Annotated in this window: 17 protein-coding genes; 9 read left to right on the forward strand and 8 right to left on the reverse strand. The window is 71.8% G+C overall.

The annotated features are described in order from the left end of the window. Positions 1–69 precede the first annotated feature (69 nt). Genes QQM72_RS13185 through QQM72_RS13195 form a run of 3 tightly spaced genes read left to right on the forward strand, consistent with a single transcriptional unit; the run spans position 70 to position 2,620 of the window. A complete protein-coding gene (locus QQM72_RS13185) occupies positions 70–1,251 on the forward strand; it encodes an acyl-CoA dehydrogenase family protein (protein WP_314221034.1) in 1,182 nt (393 codons plus the stop codon). 37 nt (positions 1,252–1,288) lie between these two features. Beyond that, positions 1,289–1,855, forward strand: a complete 567-nt coding sequence (locus QQM72_RS13190; protein ID WP_314221035.1) for a flavin reductase family protein — start codon at positions 1,289–1,291, stop codon at positions 1,853–1,855. A 24-nt stretch (positions 1,856–1,879) separates the two neighbouring features. Continuing rightward, entirely contained in the window at positions 1,880–2,620 is a 741-nt protein-coding gene (locus QQM72_RS13195) for a hypothetical protein (RefSeq protein ID WP_314221036.1), read from the forward strand. Positions 2,621–2,705: 85 nt separating this feature from the next. Here the strand turns inward: QQM72_RS13195 and QQM72_RS13200 are convergent, their stop codons facing one another. From QQM72_RS13200 to QQM72_RS13215, 4 genes are all read right to left on the reverse strand, one after another. Continuing rightward, complete coding sequence (locus QQM72_RS13200) at positions 2,706–3,485, reverse strand: SDR family NAD(P)-dependent oxidoreductase (protein WP_314221037.1); 780 nt, start codon at positions 3,483–3,485, stop codon at positions 2,706–2,708. A gap of 7 nt (positions 3,486–3,492) precedes the next feature. Further along, positions 3,493–4,263, reverse strand: a complete 771-nt coding sequence (locus tag QQM72_RS13205) for an SDR family NAD(P)-dependent oxidoreductase (RefSeq protein WP_314221038.1) — start codon at positions 4,261–4,263, stop codon at positions 3,493–3,495. 39 nt (positions 4,264–4,302) lie between these two features. Next, positions 4,303–5,427, reverse strand: coding sequence for an acyl-CoA dehydrogenase family protein (locus QQM72_RS13210; RefSeq protein ID WP_314221039.1), 1,125 nt, complete (start codon positions 5,425–5,427; stop codon positions 4,303–4,305). Between the two features lie 117 nt (positions 5,428–5,544). Continuing rightward, entirely contained in the window at positions 5,545–7,023 is a 1,479-nt protein-coding gene (locus QQM72_RS13215) for an aldehyde dehydrogenase family protein (RefSeq protein WP_314221040.1), read from the reverse strand. A gap of 255 nt (positions 7,024–7,278) precedes the next feature. Between QQM72_RS13215 and QQM72_RS13220 the strand changes: the two genes are divergently transcribed. Next, positions 7,279–8,535: an amidohydrolase family protein gene (locus QQM72_RS13220; protein ID WP_314221041.1), complete on the forward strand. Its 1,257-nt coding sequence runs from the start codon at positions 7,279–7,281 to the stop codon at positions 8,533–8,535. On the opposite strand, the gene QQM72_RS13225 is transcribed toward QQM72_RS13220, so the two are convergent. Both QQM72_RS13225 and QQM72_RS13230 read right to left on the reverse strand, forming a co-directional pair. Then, complete coding sequence (locus tag QQM72_RS13225; protein ID WP_314221042.1) at positions 8,519–9,649, reverse strand: LLM class flavin-dependent oxidoreductase; 1,131 nt, start codon at positions 9,647–9,649, stop codon at positions 8,519–8,521. The genes QQM72_RS13220 and QQM72_RS13225 overlap by 17 nt on opposite strands. A gap of 41 nt (positions 9,650–9,690) precedes the next feature. Next, positions 9,691–10,464, reverse strand: coding sequence for an enoyl-CoA hydratase/isomerase family protein (locus QQM72_RS13230; RefSeq protein WP_314221043.1), 774 nt, complete (start codon positions 10,462–10,464; stop codon positions 9,691–9,693). A 101-nt stretch (positions 10,465–10,565) separates the two neighbouring features. On the opposite strand from QQM72_RS13230, the gene QQM72_RS13235 reads away from it, so the two are divergent. From QQM72_RS13235 to QQM72_RS13245, 3 genes are read left to right on the forward strand one after another with little or no spacing between them, the layout of a single operon-like run. Continuing rightward, positions 10,566–10,883: a hypothetical protein gene (locus QQM72_RS13235; protein ID WP_314221044.1), complete on the forward strand. Its 318-nt coding sequence runs from the start codon at positions 10,566–10,568 to the stop codon at positions 10,881–10,883. A gap of 16 nt (positions 10,884–10,899) precedes the next feature. Beyond that, positions 10,900–12,459 (forward strand): class I adenylate-forming enzyme family protein, encoded by a 1,560-nt coding sequence (locus QQM72_RS13240; RefSeq protein ID WP_314221045.1) that lies wholly within the window; start codon positions 10,900–10,902, stop codon positions 12,457–12,459. Between the two features lie 46 nt (positions 12,460–12,505). Then, positions 12,506–13,540, forward strand: a complete 1,035-nt coding sequence (locus QQM72_RS13245; RefSeq protein WP_314221046.1) for a phosphotransferase family protein — start codon at positions 12,506–12,508, stop codon at positions 13,538–13,540. A 375-nt stretch (positions 13,541–13,915) separates the two neighbouring features. Here the strand turns inward: QQM72_RS13245 and QQM72_RS13250 are convergent, their stop codons facing one another. Together QQM72_RS13250 and QQM72_RS13255 are read right to left on the reverse strand one after the other, a co-directional pair. After that, positions 13,916–14,683 carry an SDR family NAD(P)-dependent oxidoreductase gene (locus QQM72_RS13250; protein WP_314221047.1) on the reverse strand — a complete coding sequence of 256 codons (768 nt, stop codon included), beginning with the start codon at positions 14,681–14,683 and terminating at the stop codon, positions 13,916–13,918. Beyond that, a complete protein-coding gene (locus QQM72_RS13255; RefSeq protein ID WP_314221048.1) occupies positions 14,680–15,999 on the reverse strand; it encodes an acyl-CoA dehydrogenase family protein in 1,320 nt (439 codons plus the stop codon). Before QQM72_RS13255 ends, QQM72_RS13250 begins: the two co-directional genes overlap by 4 nt. A 103-nt stretch (positions 16,000–16,102) precedes the next feature. On the opposite strand from QQM72_RS13255, the gene QQM72_RS13260 reads away from it, so the two are divergent. Then, on the forward strand, positions 16,103–17,335 hold the full coding sequence (locus QQM72_RS13260; RefSeq protein WP_314221049.1) for a CaiB/BaiF CoA transferase family protein: 1,233 nt from the start codon (positions 16,103–16,105) through the stop codon (positions 17,333–17,335). Between the two features lie 34 nt (positions 17,336–17,369). Continuing rightward, positions 17,370–18,569 carry a cytochrome P450 gene (locus tag QQM72_RS13265; protein ID WP_314221050.1) on the forward strand — a complete coding sequence of 400 codons (1,200 nt, stop codon included), beginning with the start codon at positions 17,370–17,372 and terminating at the stop codon, positions 18,567–18,569. Positions 18,570–18,578 lie beyond the last annotated feature (9 nt).

Consider the following 18,578-nt stretch of genomic DNA (forward strand, 5'->3'; position numbering starts at 1 on the left):
CACTGTGGCCGTCCCACCGTCGGCGAAGCGCGGCGGATGCGAGGGACCAGTCACCAGGAGGTGTACGGCGTGACGCATGAAGTGATCGGTCGTGTCGAGGAGCTGGGCGCCGAACTGGCAGCACTCGCCGACGAGAACGAGTCACTCGGCAGGCTGAGCGACCGGACCGTCGAACTGCTCCGCTCCGCGGGGGTCGTCCGACTGCTCCAGCCCAAGGAGTTCGGCGGATTCGGCGCCCACCCCCGGGACTTCGCCGAAGCGGTGATGGCCGTCGCGCGGCACGACGGGGCCGCCGGCTGGGTGTGCGGCGTCGTCGGCGTCCACCCGTGGGAGCTGGCCCAGATGGATCCGCGGCTCACCCACGAGGTGTGGGACGACGACCCGGACACCTGGATCGCCTCGCCCTACATGCCCAACGGCATCGCCGAGCCGGTGGACGGCGGCTATGTCCTCAGCGGACGCTGGCCGTTCTCCTCCGGCAGCGACCACTGCGACTGGGACTTCCTCGGCGCGCTCCTCGGGGACGGCAAGGGCGGGCCGGCCGGGCCCATCACGGTGCTGCACGTCGTGCTGCCCCGCTCGGACTACGAGATCATCGACGGCACCTGGGACGTGATCGGGCTGTCGGGCACCGGCAGCAAGGACGTCGTCGTGGACAAGGCGTTCGTCCCCGAACACCGCGTCATCAGGCAGGAGTCGGTCCAGGACGGGGCGGCCGCGGAGGCGGTCGGGCTGACCGACACCCTCTACCGGCTGCCCTTCAGCTCGATGTTCCCGCTCGGGATCACCGCGGCGGTCATCGGCATCTGCGAGGGGGCGCTCGACATCCACCTGGCCCAGCAGCGCGACCGGGTCGCCGTCACCGGCGTCCAGGTCCGCGACGACCCGTACGTCCTCTACGCGGCCGGGGAGGCCGCGGCGGAGATCGCCGCCTCGCGGGTGCAACTCATCGACGGCATCAGCCGGTTGTACGACCAGGTCGATGCGGGCCGGCCGATCACCCTGGAGGACCGGGCGAACGTCCGGCGCAACCAGGTCCGTTGTGCCTGGCGGGCCGTCTCCGCCCTGGACGAGGTCTTCGCGCGGTCCGGCGGGAACGCGATCCGGCGGGGCAACCCGATCCAGCGGTTCTGGCGCGACGCGCACGTCGGACTCCAGCACATGATCCATGTGCCCGGCTCGGCGTACCACGCGAACGCCCTGGCCCGGATGGGACTCGAACTGCCCGAGGCGATGCGCGTCCTGATCTGACGTGGACCCGGTGAGATCGCAGAGGCAAGGAGGCCGTATGAGCGACGGCGTGAGGCGTCCCCGGACGACGGACGCGATCGACGGGCGCCGATTCCGCGACGTCCTGGGCAACTTCCCCACGAGCGTGGTCGCGATCACCACCACGGACGCCGAAGCCCGGCCGCACGGGATGATCGTCGGCACCTTCACCTCCGTGTCGCTGACCCCGCCCCTGGTGTCCTTCCTGGCCGGCCGCTCCTCCACGACCCTGAGGACGATCAGGGCCGCCGGCCGGTTCTGCGCCAACGCGCTCGCGGGCGACCAGGAGCGGCTGTCCCGCAGGCTGGCGGCCGGATCGGCCCGGCAGCGGTTCGCGGACACGAGCTGGCAGGCGTCGGCGCTGGGCAGCCCCGTCCTGGACGGGGTCGTCGCGTGGGTCGACTGCACGGTCGAGCAGATCGTCGAGATCGGTGATCACCTGCTGGTCGTCGGATCGGTCCACGATCTGCGCGTCGAGTCGATGAAGACCCCGCTGCTGTTCTTCCGGGGCGGATACGGCGACTACCTGTCGAGCGCCGCGCTGCTGCTCGACAGGCTCGTCGGGTGGGACGAGACAGGCCGATAGCAGCGAGCGAAAAAGGAGCCGCAGATGAAGAAGGACCTCTACACAAGACTGCAGAGAGTGTCGGCGTGGTGCGGTGTCATCCTCTTCGTGGGATTCCTCGCCGCGTTCGCCGTGGGCGGTCTCACCCCGCCCATGAGCCCCACGGAGAGCCCCGAGGACATCGCCGCCTTCCTCGAGGACCATCGCACGGGGATCCTCACCTGTGTCTCCCTGATGGTGCTGCTCATCCCGTTCGAGTACCCGTACGTCATCGTGACGAGCATGCAGCTGCGCCGGGTCGAGGGCGGCTGGGGGATGCTGTCCATGATCCAGCTCACCACGGGCATCATGGCCCCGGCCGGGTTCTTCTTCCCGCTCGCGATCCTCGCCGCCGCGGCCTACCGGCCGGAGGCCCACTCCGCCGACGTCCTGTCCGCGATGACCGACACCTTCTGGCTCATGTTCGTCGGCAACGCCTGCGTCTTCGTCCTCCAGGTCTGGTCGATCGGATACGCCGCGTTCATCGACCACACCCGGGAGAAGCCGGTCTTTCCGCGCTGGTACGGCTGGCTCAGCATGGCGCTGGGGGTGCTGCTCGTCCCGGGCGCCTTCGTCTTCCTCAACCGGACCGGACCGCTCGCCTGGGACGGACTCCTCGCGTACCTGATCCCCTCGATCGCGTACGTCTTCTGGAAGATCGCCACGCCGTACGTGCTGCTGAAGGCGATCACGTCCGAGGAGAAGGAGCTGGCCGGGAAGCCGGAGGCCGAACCGGTGACGGTGTAGGACAGCCGCGGTAGGCCGGCCGCACCACAGAGGCCGTGCCCCGCGATCCACCTCGCGGGGCACGGCCACCGGCGTGGCGCCGACGTCAGACCGAGAGCGCGAAGCCACCCGTCACGCGCAGCGTCTCCCCGGTGACGAAGGACGCCTTCGACGAGACCAGGTAGAGCAGCGCCTCGACGATGTCCTGCTCCCGGCCCTCCCGCCGCAGGATCTGCTCGCCGAGGACGCGGTCCGCCTCGGCCGGCGACAGCTGGGCCCGCACCGTGTCGGTGAGGATCAGGCCCGGCGCGATCGCGTTGACCCTGATGCCGTCGGCGGCGAACTCGCGGGCGAAGGACACCGTCAGGCCCCGCACGGCGAGCTTGGACACGCCGTAGACGCTGCGGTTCGCGTAGGCCGCCGCCGACGAGATGTTGACGATGGAGGCGCCGGCGCGGCCCCGCATCGCCTCCCGGGCCGCGAGGGAGCAGATGACGACGCCCATGACGTTGACGTCGAGGACCCGTCGTACCTCGGCGAGGCCCAGCTCGGTGAACGGCCTGTTGTAGGCGGCGTGCAGGCCGGCGTTGTTGACCAGGACGTCCAGTCCGCCGTGGCGCTCGGCGACCTCGCTCACGACCGCGCCGACCTGATCCTCGTCGGCCACGTCACAGGCGACTGCGGTCACGCGGGCGCCCCGCGGGTCGAGTTCCGCCGCCGCCCCGGCCGCGGCGGCGCCGTCGATGTCGGCGAGCACGACCCGCGCGCCGAGCGCCGAGAGCGCCGCGCCGAACGCCTTGCCGAAGCCCCGGCCACCTCCCGTGACGAGGGCCACCTTTCCCCGGAGTGCGGTGTCCTGTGGCGTCGGTACCTGGTTGTCCGGCATCAGAACCTCACTTCGGACCGAACCGCTGGCCCGCGTCCAGACGCAGGCACTGGCCGTTCAGCATGGGGTTGTCGACGATCGCCAGGGCGAGCCTGGCGTACTCCTCGGGGCGGCCGGGGCGCCGCGGGAACGCGGCGTCCCGCACCAGCGCGGCCAGCGTCTCGGCGGGGATCCGCTCGGTGGCGCCGGTCTCGAACAGACTGGGCGCGATGGCGACGACGCGGATGCCGAGCGAGCCGAGGTCGCGGGCCATGGTGAGGCTCATCGCGGCGATCGCCGCCTTGGCGGCCGAGTAGGCGACCTGGCCGATCTGCCCCTCGAAGGCGGCGATCGACGACGTGTTGACGATGACGCCGCGTTCGCCGGTGGTCTCGGGATCCTCCGGTGCGTTGCGGCTCATGTGCGCGGCGGCCAGCCGGCTGATGTTGAAGGTGGCGACGGCGTTCAGGTCGAGCACCCGGCGGAAGGTCTCCAGGTCGTGCGGACCGTCCTTGCCGAGTGTGCGCCGTACGCTGCCGCCGCCCGCGGTGGTGACCGACACATGCAGCGCGCCGAGGGCCGCCACGGCGGCGTCCAGCGCGCTCCCGGTCGCGTCGTGGTCGGTCACGTCGACGGGATGGAAGCTGCCGCCGAGCGCGGCGGCGACCTCCGCGCCCGCCGATGCCGGGCGGTCGAGCACGGCGACGTCGGCGCCGCGGGCCGCGAGCAGCTCGGCGGTGGCCCGGCCCATGCCGGAGGCGCCGCCGAACACCACGGCCTTCTTGCCCTTGATCTCCATCGGGAACCTTTCGGGTCGCCGGCTCAGGTGGTCGCCGGCTCAGGCGGACGCGGCGGATTGCCGCAGGAGGGTGCAGAGCCGGTCGCGGTGCACGGCGGCGTCGCCGTACAGCACGCTGTCGGCCCTGGCCCGGCGCAGGTGGAGGTGGAGGTCGTGCTCCCAGGTGAAGCCGATGGCGCCGTGCAGCTGGAGGGCCCGGGCCGCGACCTCGCCGGTCCCGGCCGCGGTGTACGAGGCGGCGGCGCAGGCCGCTCGGGCGGCGTCGTCGGCGCCCGCGTCGGCGGCCATCGCCGCGTAGGCCGTGGCGGCGCGGGTGCCGTGCACCAGCAGTGCCATGTCGGCGCACGCGTGCTTGACGGCCTGGAACATCCCGATCGGCCGGCCGAACTGCACGCGCGACGTGGTGTGTTCGACGGTGAGCTCCAGCATCCGCTCCATCGTCCCGAGGGCGTCGGCGCACCGCAGCACCGACGCCTCGTCGAGCATCCGCTGTATCTCCTTCGGCCCGCCGGCGAGACGGTGTGCGGGCGGCACCCGTACGCCTTCGAGCCGGACCTCGTGGAACGAGCGGGTCAGGTCCAGGGTCCGCTGCCGCCGGACGGTGACGCCCGGCGCCGACCGGTCCACCAGGAACGACCCGGGGACGCCGTCGTGACGTGCGGTGACGAGGAGCCAGCGGGCGCCGCCCGCGTCCTGCACCGCCGTCTTGACCCCGTCGAGGACGATCGCGTCCCGGTCGGTGCGGGCGGTGGCGCGGATCCCGTCGAGGGACCAGGGGGCGCGCGGTTCGGCGAAGGCCCAGGTGCCCCAGCCCGATCCCGTGGCGAGCTCGGGCAGCACCGCGGCCCGTAGCGCGGGCGGCCCCGCGGCGGCCAGGGACCGGCCGACGATCGCGGTCGGCGCGAACGGGCCCCGCCCGAGCGCCCGCCCCATCTCCTGCGCGACGAGCGCGAGTTCCACCAGGCCCTGGCCGGCGCCGCCGTACTCCTCGGGCAGGCCCAGACCGGTCCAGCCGAGGCCGGCCGTCAGCCGCCACACCTGCGGGTCGACGTCCTCGTCGCGATCCGCCCAGGTCCGCACGTGTTCCATCGGGGCCCGGTCCGACAGCAGCTCGCGTGCGGCCGCGCGCAGCATGCCCTGCTCCTCGCTGAGCTCGAAGTCCACCAAGATAAGGTATCCTCTATTACTCGATTGGTCGAGATGGATGGCGGAACAGGGCAGCAGTGGGCCTCGCTTCGCATATTTGAGTGCTCTTAATTGTGCGTGATCCCGGTCGGGTGCTCAGCAGGCGGCCCAGCTGACCGACTTGGTCTGGAGGTACTCGTCCAGTCCGAACTCGCCCCACTCCCGGCCGAGTCCGCTCTGCTTGTATCCGCCGAACGCGGCTCGCGGGTTCACCCCGGCGCTGCCGCCGTTGATGGTCACACCGCCGGCCCGGATACGGGACGCGATCTCGTACGCGGCGGCGGTGTCGGCGCTCCAGACGGCGCCCGCGAGGCCGTAGGGGCTGTCGTTCGCGATCCGCACCGCCTCCTCGTCCGTGGCGAACGGGATGACGACGCCCACCGGTCCGAAGAACTCCGTACGCGCGACGGTCATGTCGTTGCCGACGTCGGCGAAGAGGGTCGGTTCCACGAACCAGCCCCGGTCGAGGCCGGCCGGACGTCCGCCGCCGTGGACGAGGCGCGCTCCCTCCTCCTCGCCGACCCGGATCAGCTTCTCGACCCTGTCCCGCTGCGCTTCGCTGATCAGCGGCCCCATGGTGGTGGCCGGGTCGGCCGGATCGCCGACCCTGACCTCGGCGAGGGCGGCGCTCAGCCGGTCGACGAACTCGTCGTGCACGGACTCGTGCACGAGCGTGCGGGTCAGCAGGGAGCAGCCCTGCCCGGCGTGGGTGGTGATGCCGGAGAGCGCGGAGCGGACCGCGCCGCCGAGGTCGCCGTCGGCGCGGACGAGGGCCGCCGACTTGCCGCCGAGTTCGAGGACGACCTTCTTCAGGGAGGCGGCTGCCTGGGAGTGGACCCTGCGCCCGACGGTGTCCGACCCGGTGAAGCTCACGAGGTCCACCATGGGGTGGGTGGTCAGCTCACGGCCGGCCTCGGCATCGCCGGTGACGATGTTCAGCACGCCCGGCGGCAGTCCGGCGGCGTCCGCGAAGTCGCCGATCAGCAGGGACTCCAGGGGAGTGGCGGGCGCCGGCTTCAGTACGGCCGTGCAGCCCGCCGCGAGCGCCGGGATCACCTTCATCATGCTGAGGAAGAACGGGAAGTTGTAGGCGGAGATCAGGGCGCACACGCCGAACGCCTCACGGCGCAGCACCCCTTGGAAGATGCCGGCGCCCGGCGCGATCGTCGCGTCCATCGGGCGCTCCCAGGCGAAGGCCGGGATCACCCGCTCGGCCATGTCGCGCAGATGCGCCACCGGGACCCGGGTCTGAAGGGTCTCGGCCAGCGCGCGGACCGAGCCCGCCTCCGCCATGTTGACGGCCACGAGTTCGGGCAGCCTGCGCTCCATCTCCGCGGCCATGCGCAGCAGGACGGCGGCCCGCTCCGCGGGCCTGAGCCGCGGCCAGGGACCCTCGTCGAAGGCGCGCCGGGCCGCTTCGACGGCCTGCCGTACATCCGCCGGCGACGAGCCCGGGACCTCCGCGACCGTCTCCAGGGTCGCCGGGTTGCGGACGGTCACCGGGGTGTCCGAACGGCCGTCCGTGCGGCGCCCGTCGATGTAGAGCCGCGAAGAGAACGAGTACGCCGTCGCCATGTGCCGTCTCCTGATCGCCTGTGGACGCTTTCTATTTGAGTGTACTGAATTACGCCTTCGGTAGAAGAGGAGAGCGCCATCGGCTTTGTGTCAGCGTTCTGTCAGGTTTCGAGGCCTCGGCCGGTCGATGAATCCGTATGCTGAATCATTGACTGGACCGGTCGGTACAGCTAACTTCGGCAGCATCCGCGGGGTGGGTTCTGCAACGAACGACGAGGTTCGAAAGAGGTACCGCCTGTGTTCAAGGAATTTGTCGTGTCCGGTGATTCGCACATCATCGAGCCGGTCGATCTCTTCAAGACCCGGCTGCCCGTGCACCTCAGGGAACGGGCACTGTGGGAAGAGGAGTTCACGCTCGACGAGCCGATCGTCGAAGGCGGGCACACCGAGTTCAAGAAGCTGCACACCATCGGCTACGACGGCTGGACCATCTCCAAGTACCGGCAGTTCGGCGGGCAGACCCCGGACGGCGAGCCGCAGCACATCATCCGGGACATGGACCTCGACGGCGTCGACGCCTCCGTGATGTTCCCCAACCTCTCCCTCTTCGTCCTGTTCACCGACGACCACGAACTGTCGATGGCGCACGCGCGCGTCTGGAACGACTACATCGCCGAGCGGTTCCTCCAGTACAAGAACCGGCTTCGCCCGACGGCGGCGATCCCCGTCACGGACATCCCCGAGGCCGTCGCCGAGATCGAGCGGTGCGCGCGCCTCGGGCTGGGCGCGATCCTGATCCCGGAGACCCCGCCCGTGCCGTACGCGTCGCGGACGTACGACCCGCTGTGGGCGGCCGCCCAGGCGAACGGGATGCCGGTCTTCATCCACGTCGCCACCGGCGGGGTGAAGACGAAGGAGAGCACCTCCGAGACGGCGCTGACCGTCCGGAGCATGATGACGGCCGTCAACATGGGCAAGGGCCAGTTGACCGACGACATGGTGTCGGGCCGGCTCCAGAACTCCGCCGCCGGTTTCTCCAGCCCGCAGCGCATCATCGCCGACCTCGTCGGCGGCGGCGTCTGCGAGCGGTTCCCCGCACTGCACTTCAACCTCATCGAGTTCAGCGCCGGCTGGCTGGTCTCCTACATGGGCTTCATGGACAAGTCCTTCAGGACGGGCATCGGCCAGGACCCCGACTGGTGGCTCGGCTTCTGGGACGACAGCCGCTCGCCGAAGGAACAGCCGGCCATGGGGCGGCTGTTCACCATCAACGGCAAGTGGCCCTACCCGCTCAAGCCCAGCGAGTACATCCGGCGTCAGATCCACGTCCAGTTCGCGGACGACCCGACCGCCGTCAAGGCCCGCCACATCACCGGGGTCTCGACGGTCATGTGGGGCAACGACTACCCCCATGCCGAGGGCACCTTCCGCAGCAGCGCCGAGTGCATCGCGGACAACTTCGACGACACCGTCTCCGACGAGGACCGCGCGGCCATCCTGGGCGGCACCCTCGCCGGCGTCGTGCACTTCGACACCGGCAGGAAGCTCGCCCCCGTCACCGAGGACGCCTGACCGCGGCCGGGCCGCGCACCGGGCCGGGAGCGGTCGCGCCCCGGGACCGGTGCGCGGCGCCGGGTCGGGCCGGCTCCGGCACGGCGCCGACCAGGGCCAGCGAGGCCCTGGCGTACGCGGCCCGGCGCCGGTGGCTCACCAGGAAACTCGGCGGCGCGAAGTAGCCGACATCGTGGGGGAGCGAACCGGCGCGGCGCGCGAGGGTGTCCTTCGCGTCGGTGGTCGTCCCGCAGACGGCGATCCCGGTGACCATCTCGTCGGTCACCGCCCGTGCCATGGCGTCGGTGTCACCGGCGCGGAACGCCGCCCGGAGCCGGGCGACGGGCTCCTCCCAGCCGTGGTGGGCGACGAACGGGTCGTACGTCTTGACGGTGAGGTAGAAGGCGATCATCCGCCGGGCGTCGGCGATGGCGCGTTCGGGTGCGGCGTCGTCGACCGCCGTGATGATCCAGCCGTGTTCCAGTGGACGCGCGCCGGCCCGGTCCCCGTCGCCCGCGCCGCCCGCGACCGAGGGGCGTACCACCTCGTTCCACCAGGGACCGGTGAACAGCCCGTGCCCGACGAGACCGTCGGCCACCCGGCCCGCGGTGGCCGCCATCCGGGTGTTGAACGCGGCGAGCAGCACGGGGACGTCCAGCCGGCCGAGCACCGGAGCGCGGACGTCGGCGTCGAGTGCGTAGAACTCGCCGCGGTAGCGGACCCGGTCGCCGTTCTCCGCGTGCAGCCAGGCCCGCACCGCACCGACGGTCTCGGCGATCCGGGCCACCGGACGCTCGGCGGGCACGCCCAGCCAGTCCCGGTTGATCCGGAACGCCGCGCTGCCCAGGCCGAGGAACAGCCGGCCCGGCGCCCGGGCGTGCAACTGGCGCAGGGCGGTGGCGTGCGCGTAGGGGGTGCGGGCGAAGGCGTAGGCGATGGCGGGGCCCGCCAGGGCGTGTTCGGTGTTCGCCACGATGTCGGCCACGGTGAGATAGGCGTCGTGGCCGGCGAACTCCCCGGCGCAGAAGGCGCCGACGCCCGACTGCTCCGCCTCCCGTCCGACGTCCCGGCCGGGCCAGGGCATGCCGAACCGCATGAGAGCCTCCCGCTGGATGTCCGAAGCTGGGACGTGCACCTGTAAAAAAGTACACTTATTTAGGAGAGGCTAGGGGAGGCTCAGCGCAGTGTCCACCGCCCACGGGGAACCGCCGAGCGGTCGAGCCCGGCCGTCCCGACCGGGTTTCCGATCTGGGTGTACGACAGACCGGTGCGCAGCGCCTGGGTGCGGGTCGAGTCGAGCGACTCCCAGATCGCCCGGACGGTGCCCTGGACGGCGGCGGGCGGTTTGGCGGCGATGAGGCGCGCGATCTCGTCGGCCCGGTCCCACAGTTCCTCGCGTGGCAACACCTCGCTGACCAGGCCGATCTGGAGGGCGCGGGCGGCCGACACGCGCTCGTCCAGGCCGAGCAGGGCGATGCGCAGCGCCTCGCCGAGCGGGATGCGCCGGGCGAGGCCGATCGGTTCCAGGGCCGCGGTGAGTCCGTAGCTGACATGCGGGTCGAAGAACGTGGCGTCCTGCGAACAGATCAGGATGTCGGCCTCGTTGAGCCAGTAGAAGGCGCCGCCGGCGGCCATCCCGTGCACGGCGCACACCAGGGGCTTCCACACCTGGTTCAGCTTCGGTGAGAGGTGCTCCCCGGGATCGGTCCGCGACCAGACGTTGGGGTGCCGGCCGATCCCCTCCTTCACGTCCATGCCCGTGCAGAACGCCCGGTCACCGGCGCCGCGCAACACGACGACCCGCACCTCGTCGTCGGTCCTGACGGTGTGCCAGAGGGCGGCGAATTCCTCCAGCATCCGCTGGTTGAAGCCGTTCATGACCTCGGGCCGGTTGAGGGTGACCGTGGCGACGTGGCCGGTCACCTCGAACAGGACGGTCTTGAGTTCCATCCAACAGCTCCGTTCTCGACGCGATCGAGGAAAGTAGTATACTTTTCTCTGGTTGCTCGATGCCACTGACCGGTACCACGAGAGCCGCGGAGGACACTGCGATGAGGCCACGCGTGGGGCAGATGCTCGCCAGTACGGTCGATCCGACGGCGGTGATCGTCGTCAGGTGCCCGGACGAGGAGCTGGAGATCACGTGCGGCGGCGCCGCCATGGTGGAGGGGACCGGGACCGGGCCCGCCTCCGCCGCCACCGGCACCGCCGACCCCGAACTGCTCGGCGGTTCGCTGCTCGGCAAGCGCTACGCCGCCGAGGACCTCGGCCTCGAACTCCTCTGCACCAAGCCCGGACCGGGCACGCTCGCGGTGAACGGCGTCCCGCTGCCGGTGAAGAGCGCCAAGCCGCTCCCGGCCTCGGACTGAGGGGCGGGGCGGCCCCGTGAACCTGTCGATGCTGTCGGACATGGCCGCCGAGGGTTTCGGCGACCGGGTCGTCATCGGGCGCGCGGACGACGGGCTGACCGCCCGGCGGTTGCGCGAACTGGCCGTGGGCGCAGCACACTTGGTGCGGGCGTCCGACGCCGACGCGATCGTGTACCTCGCGGCGAACGGTCCGGCCCTTCCGGTCGCGCTGTTCGCCGCGGCCCGCGCCGGAGTCCCCCTCGTGCCGGTCAACTACCGCCTGGGCGAGGCCCAGCTCGACGCGCTGCTGGCCAACCACCCCCGCGCGCTGGGCATCGCCGACCCGGAACACGGCGAGGCGCTGCGACGCGCCGGGCTGGCGGCGCACAGCCCCGCCGAGTGGCTGGCCGGGGCCGCGCGGAACGCCGGCCGCCCCGCCGCCGCCGACGATCCGGCCCAGCCCGTACCGGCCCAGCCCGTACCGGCCCGGCCCGCACCATCCCAGCCCGTGCCGCCGCGGTCCGCACCGCCCGCCGTGCTCATCTACACGAGCGGTACGACCTCCGCGCCCAAGGGGGTGCTGCTGCGCCACCACCACCTGGTGTCGTACGTGCTCGGCACGGTCGAGTTCGCCGGAGCCGATCCCGGCGCGGCGGCCCTGGTGAGCGTCCCGCCGTACCACATCGCCGCCGTCTCCAGCGTGCTGACGAACCTGTACGCGGGGCGCCGGACCCTGACCCTGGAGCAGTTCACGCCGGACGGCTGGCTCGGCCTCGTACGGGAGCAGCGGATCACCCACGCGATGGTGGTGCCGACGATGCTCGCCCGCATCATGGACACCGGCGGTCCCGACCTGTCGGTGCCGTCGCTGCGCGCGCTCGCCTACGGCGGAGCACGGATGCCGGTGCGGGTGATCGAGACGGCGCTGCGCGTCTGGCCGCAGGTGGACTTCGTCAACGCCTACGGGCTCACGGAGACCTCGTCCACGATCACGGTCCTGGGGCCACGGGAGCACCGGACGGCCGTGGCGAGCGACGATCCGGTGGTGCGGGCCCGGCTCGGCTCGGCCGGGCTGCCGGTGCCGGGTGTCGAAGTGGAGGTCCGCGACGCGTCCGGCGCGGTCGCGGCACCCGGCGGGACCGGGGAGATCTGGGTGCGCGGCGAGCAGGTGTCGGGCGAGTACGCGGGGCAGGGCTCCGCGGTCGACGGGCGGGGCTTCTTCCACACCCGTGACCGTGGCCGCATCGACCGGGACGGCTATCTCCACATCGAGGGCAGGGCCGACGACACGATCATCCGCGGCGCCGAGAACATCGCGCCCGCCGAGATCGAGGACGTCCTGCTGGACCACCCGGACGTACTCGACGCGGTCGTCGTCGGCGTTCCGGACGAGGAGTGGGGCCAGCGGATCGAGGCGGTGGTCGTCCTGCGCGACGGTGTGGCGACCGACACGGACGCCCTGCGCGCACAGGTGCGCGGCACGCTGCGCGGCTCGAAGACGCCGGACCGCATCACCCGCTGGCCCGAACTGCCCCGTACCCCGACCGGCAAGCTCGTACGCCGCGACATCGTCGAGGCGCTGACCGCCGACCGCTGACCGCCGGATACCGCCGGGCGGCCGTCTGCCGACAGGGATGAGACCCATGACCGTCTTCGCCAACAGCACCGAATCGACCGAGGAGTTGGCGCGGCGCACGGCCGTCGCGGTCCGCGACTGGGCGCCCGGGGCCACCGTGGAGTCGGTCGAACCGCTCACCGGCGGCACGTCCAGCCTCACGTACGTGGCCGCGCTGGCGGGTGTCCCGGCGGGCTGTGAACGCGTCGTCCTCAAGGTGGCCCCGCCCGGCCTGGAACCGGTCCGCAACCGGGACGTACTGCGTCAGGCGCGGCTGATGCAGCTGCTGGCGGGGGTGCCCGGGGTGCGGGTGCCGAAGGTGCTGTTCTCCGACCGGGGGGCACCGACGGCTCGTCAGCCCTTCGTGGCCATGGAGCTCGTGCCCGGTCAGTGCGTGGAGCCGGTGCTCGTGCCCCGGGGGACCGTTCCCGCCGGGCAGGTACGGGCCCGCGCCCTCGACGCGGCCCGGATGCTCGCGCACCTGCACCGGGCGGACCCCAAGCGGACCGCCCTGGCCGTCGAGCCCGTCGTCACCCTCGGCGCCGAGATCGACCGCTGGACCCGGGCCTTCTCGACCGTGCCCGAGGATCTGCGCACCGGCTACGAGGCGGTCGAGGAGCGGCTGCGTGCCACGATGCCCGCCGCGATGATGCCGGTGTTCACCCATGGCGACTACCGGCTCGGCAACGCCCTGTGCGACGCGGACGCGGTCAACGCCGTCATCGACTGGGAGATCTGGTCGCTCGGCGATCCCCGGGTCGACATCACCTGGCTGACCTTCTTCACCGACGAGGCCCGCCACCCCGCGTCCCCGTCGCCGGAGCCGACCGGGATGCCGGGCAAGGCGGAGCTGATCGACGCCTACCAGGAGGCGCGGGGCGGCCCGCTGCCGGACCTGGCCTGGTTCGAGGCGCTGACCAAGTACAAGGAGTCCGCCGCGACCGCCCTGTTGATCAAGCGCGGCCGCAAGGCGGACCGGCTGACCGACATGCACCGGCGCATGCGGCCGGCGCTGCCGGTACTGCTGTCCGAGGCGATGGCCCTCCTCGGCCGAGCGGCCTGAACCCCAGGGACGCCGGGCCCCACCGTCAGGAAGGCCGTGCTCCCCTGAGGGTGCCGTGCCCCACCCCCAGGGGTAACGCCTTAACCATCCCCGAGATCGCGAGGAACCCAAGGGCCGTCACCAGGCAGCCGGCGCGCCACGCCCGACCCCCAGGGGCGCGGGGAACTGCGCGACCAGCCCCCACCGGCCCGCGGCCGAAGAGCCGGCCCGCGGCAGAACGAACGGGCCGCGGTCGGAGGACCGGCCCGCGGCCGAAGAGCCGGCCCGTGGCCGAAGAGCCGGCCCGTGGCCGAAGAGCCGGCCCGTGGCAGAACGAACCGGCCGCGGTCGGAGGACCGGACCGCAGCCAAACGAACCGCGGAGCCGGCGCAGCGCTCAGTACAGCCCGCCGTCCACCCGGATCAGTGAGCCCGTGGTGTAGCTGGAGGCGTCGCTCGCCAGGTACAGCGCGGTGCCGATGATCTCCGTCGGGCGGCCGGGGCGGCCGATCGCGCTGCGCGTGCTCCTGCGCTTCTCCGCGGACCAGGACTGGGAGACGTCGGTCAGGAACGGACCGGCCGAGATGGTGTTGACGCGAACCTTCGGGCCGTACTCCAGGGCGAAGACGGTGGTCAGCGCGTTGAGCGCGGCCTTGGCGCCGGCGTAGGGGCCGAACCTCGGCTGCGGGAACAGCGCTCCCGAGGAGGAGACGTTGATGACCGAGCCGCCGTCGCCCTCGGACATCCGCTGCCCGATCAGCGAGGTGAGCCGGAACGGGCCCTTGAAGTTGACCCCGATCACCTTGTCGAAGAGCTCCTCGCCGGTCCCCTGCGACGAGGGCGCGAGCGGTGACATGCCGGCGTTGTTGACGAGGACGTCGACCCTGCCGAACTCCGCGTAGGCGGTGTCGGCCAGTCGGCCGAGGTCGTCCCAGTGGCCCACGTGCGCGGCGACCGGCAGTGCGCGCCGGCCGAGGTCGCGGACCTCCGCCGCGACCGTCTCGCAGGCGGGGAGCCTGCGGCTGGCGATCACCACGTCGGCGCCCGCGGCGGCGAAGGCCCGCACCATCTCCCGCCCCAGGCCCCGGCTGCCGCCGGTGACGAGCGCCACCTTGCCGGACAGGTCGAACAGACGGTCCGGGCCGGGGGCGTCGGCGTCGCTCATCCGTCCACCCGGCCGCGGAGGCCGTCGTCGCCGATGATGTGCGCGTACCGCTTGCGGGCGGCCTCCCGCTTCGGCGGGAGGTGTTCGCTGGGGAACAGCCCCTCGGCCGGCCGGCGGTCCTTCAGCAGCTGCCTGGCGATCGTGGTGCGGTGCACCTCGGTCGGGCCGTCGGCGAGCGCGAGGTTGGGCACGGCCATCCACCACTTGGCGAGCGGGAGTTCGTCGGTGGTGCCGAGCGACCCGTGCAGGTGCACCGCCCGCTGGACGATGTCGTGCAGCACCTTGGCCGTCTGGACCTTGCACATGGCGATCTGGGTGCGGGCGGCGCCGTGCGGCCGGTTGTCGATGATCCAGGCGGTGTGCAGGACGAGCAGCCGGAACTGCTGAAGTTCCACCCAGGAGTCCGCGATGAACTGCTGCACCGCCTGCTTCTCGGCGAGCAGGGTGCCCTGGGTCCGGCGGGACAGCGCCCGCTCGCACATCATGTCGAAGGCCCGCGCGCACTTGCCCACCGTGCGCATCGCGTGGTGCACCCGGCCGCCGCCGAGCCGGGCCTGGGCGACCTCGAAGCCCTCGCCGGGGCCGCCGAGCATGGCGTCGAGCGGGACGCGGACCCGGTGGTAGCGGAGGTAGGCGTGGATGCCCTCGTCGAGGGAGCCGCGCTCGTCCATGGTGGCGACGTTGCGCTTGATCTCGATGCCGGGCGTCTCGGCCGGCACGATGAACATCGACATCCGGGCGTGCGGCGGGGCGTCCGGGTCGGTGACGGCCATGACGATGAGGAAGGCCGCGTACCGGGCGTTGGAGGAGAACCACTTCTCCCCGTCGATCACCCACTCCTCGCCGTCCCGCCGGGCGTGGCAGACGAACTCCTTGGGGTCGGCGCCCGCCTGCGGTTCGGTCATCGAGAAGGTGGAGACGATCTCCCCGTCGAGCAGCGGACGCAGATAGCGGGCCTTCTGCTCCTCGGTGCCGAACAGGGCGAGGATCTCGGCGTTGCCGGTGTCCGGGGCGGCGGTGCCGAACACCGTCGGGGCCCAGTAGGAGCGGCCGAGGATCTCGTTGAGGAGGGCGAGCCGCACCTGGCCGTAGCCGGGCCCGCCCAGTTCGGGGCCCAGGTGACAGGCCCACAGGCCCTGCTCCCGGACCTGTTGCTGCAGCGGCCGCAGGATCGCGCGGGCCTTTTCGTTGCGGGTGTCGTACGGGTCGCCGCCGTGCGGGAACAGAAGGTCCAGCGGTTCGACCTCCTCGCGCACGAAGGCCGCCGCCCAGTCCAGCCGGGCCTGGAAGTCAGGGTCGATCGTGAAATCCAGCATGGCGAAAACAGTATACTTTTTGGTGGCCCCCGGTCCATACTCTGGGGCAGACTTGGCGCATTGGGTATGCGCAATTGCGATGAGCCGCAGAGGAGTTGGTCCGATGCAGAGGCCGATGGAGGGCGTGCGGGTGCTCGAAGTCGCGCAGTTCACCTTCGTCCCGGCGGCGGGTGCCGTGCTCGCCGACTGGGGCGCCGACGTGATCAAGATCGAGCACGCCGAGCGCGGCGACGCCCAGCGCGGGCTGGTCCGGGTGCTCGGCTACGAGGCCGCCAGCGAGGGGTCGTCCTTCTTCCCGATCATGGAGGGACCCAACCGCGGGAAACGCAGCGTCGGCCTCGCCCTGGAGAAGCCCTCCGCGCGTCGCGTGCTGGAGGAACTGATCCGCACCAGCGACGTGTTCCTCACGAACTTCCTGCCGGAGGCACGGGCGAAGCTGCGCATCGACCTGGAGGACGTGCGGGCGGTCAACCCCGACATCGTCTACGTCCGCGGCAGCGGCTTCGGCGCCCGGGGGGACGAGGCCGGCAAGGGCGGTTACGACAGCACGGCCTTCTGGGCCCGCGGCGGAAGCGCCGCCGGTGTCACCCCGCCCGGCGCGGACCGGATGACCAGGATGCCCGCGGGCGCCTACGGCGACTCGATGGGCGGCATGACGCTGGCCGGCGGCATCGCCGCCGCCCTCTACTCCCGGGCCACGGCCGGTCGACCGTCCGTCGTGGACGTCTCGTTGGTCGGAGTCGGCGCCTGGGCGACCCAGTTCACGGTCAACCTCGCGCTGATGACCGGCGGCCCGCTCCCCGCGCCCGCCCGGCCCCGGCACGGCTCGCACGCCAACCCGCTGATCGGGGCCTACCGCACCTCGGACGGCCGCTGGATCGAGCTGTCGATGCTTCAACCCGGCCGGTACTGGGCGGAATTCTGCAGGCTGGCCGGACGCGAGGAACTGAGCGGCGACACACGCTTCGACAGCACCGGGAAGCTGATGGCCAACGCCGCCGAAGCCGCCGGGATCGTCGCCGGCATCATCGCGGCCCGCCCCCTCGCGGAGTGGACCGAGATCCTCTCCCGAGGAGAGGGCCAGTGGGCGGCCGTACAGAACGCCTGGGAGGTCGGCCAGGATCCCGCGCTGCGCGCCAACGGTCTGATCGCGCCCGTGGTGGACGCCGACGGAGTCGACCGTGAACTGGTCGCGAGCCCGGTCCAGTTCGACGAGACGCCGGCCGGCCTCACCCGGGCACCCCGGTTCGCGGAGCACACCGACGAGGTCCTGCGCTCGCTCGGCCTCACCGAGGACGAGCTGATGGCGCTCAAGATCGACGGTGCGGCGACGTGACGGACGGACCGGACGCACGACGAGAGGAGCCGTGATGCGTACGACGCCCGAACCCGACGCAACCCACGAGGGCCTGCCCGCCTACCACTTCGACAACCGGCTCGGCGGCCCGGTCCTCAGCCACCAGGAACGCTGGGACGAACTGGCCGGCGCCCACTCCGGGTTCCGCAGCACCGTCGCCCGCGGCTACTGGGTCGTCACGGACGGCCCGCAGGTGCAGAAGGCACTGCAGGACTGGCGGACCTTCTCCAACAGGTCGGTCACCGCGCTCGAGGCGGACCCCGAGTTCCTGTGGATCCCCGAGATGCTGGACCCGCCCCTGCACAACGTGTGGCGGCGGCTGCTCGGCCGCTACTTCTCGCCTGCCACCGTCGCCGCCCGGGAACCGGAGATCCGCCAGGTCGCGGCGGAGCTGATCGACGCTCTGAAGGGCCGCGAAGGCGCCGAGGTGCTGGACGAGTTCGCGCGCCGATTCCCGACCCTGATCTTCATGCGCCTGATGGGTCTGCCGGAGGAGGACCTGGCCGTCTTCCTCGCGTGGACCCACGAGCTGCTGCACCTGTCCCACGCCGAGGACCCGGACGGGGCACGGCAGTTGACCGCGATGCGGGAGGTGTCCTCGTACTTCGAGCGGCAGATCGCCCTGCGCCGCACGACGCCGCGCGACGACCTGCTCTCGCACGCCATGACCTGGACGATCGACGACGAGCCGATCGGCGACCGGGACATGCACGCCTTCTGCGTCCTGATGTTCCAGGCGGGCTTCGACACGGTCCCGATCTCGATCGGCTGGGCGCTGTACCACTTCGCCACGCATCCTCAGCAGCGGGCGGAGATCCTCGCCGACCCGTCGCTCGTCCCCACCGCGGTGGAGGAGATCCTCCGCGTCTACTCGTTCGTCGTCCCGGCCCGCAAGGCGACGAAGGACGTCGAGATCGGCGGCTGTCCGGTCCGGGCGGGCGAGATGGTGATGCTCCCGCTGGCGGTCACCAACCGCGATCCGCGACGCTACGACAACCCGCTGGAGGTGGACCTGCACCGCAGGGACACCCACCACATCGCGTTCGGCTCGGGCCCGCACCGCTGTCTGGGCTCGCACCTCGCCCGCCTCGAACTCAACGTGGCGGTCGAGGAATGGCACCGGCGCATCCCCGGCTACCGGATCGCACCCGGCCAGGACCTCCGGCAGCACGGGAACATGTACGGCATCAAGTCGCTCCGGCTCCAGTGGTGAGGGGCCGGT

The sequence above is a fragment of the Streptomyces zaehneri genome (assembly GCF_032248645.1).
Taxonomy (GTDB): domain Bacteria; phylum Actinomycetota; class Actinomycetes; order Streptomycetales; family Streptomycetaceae; genus Streptomyces; species Streptomyces coriariae.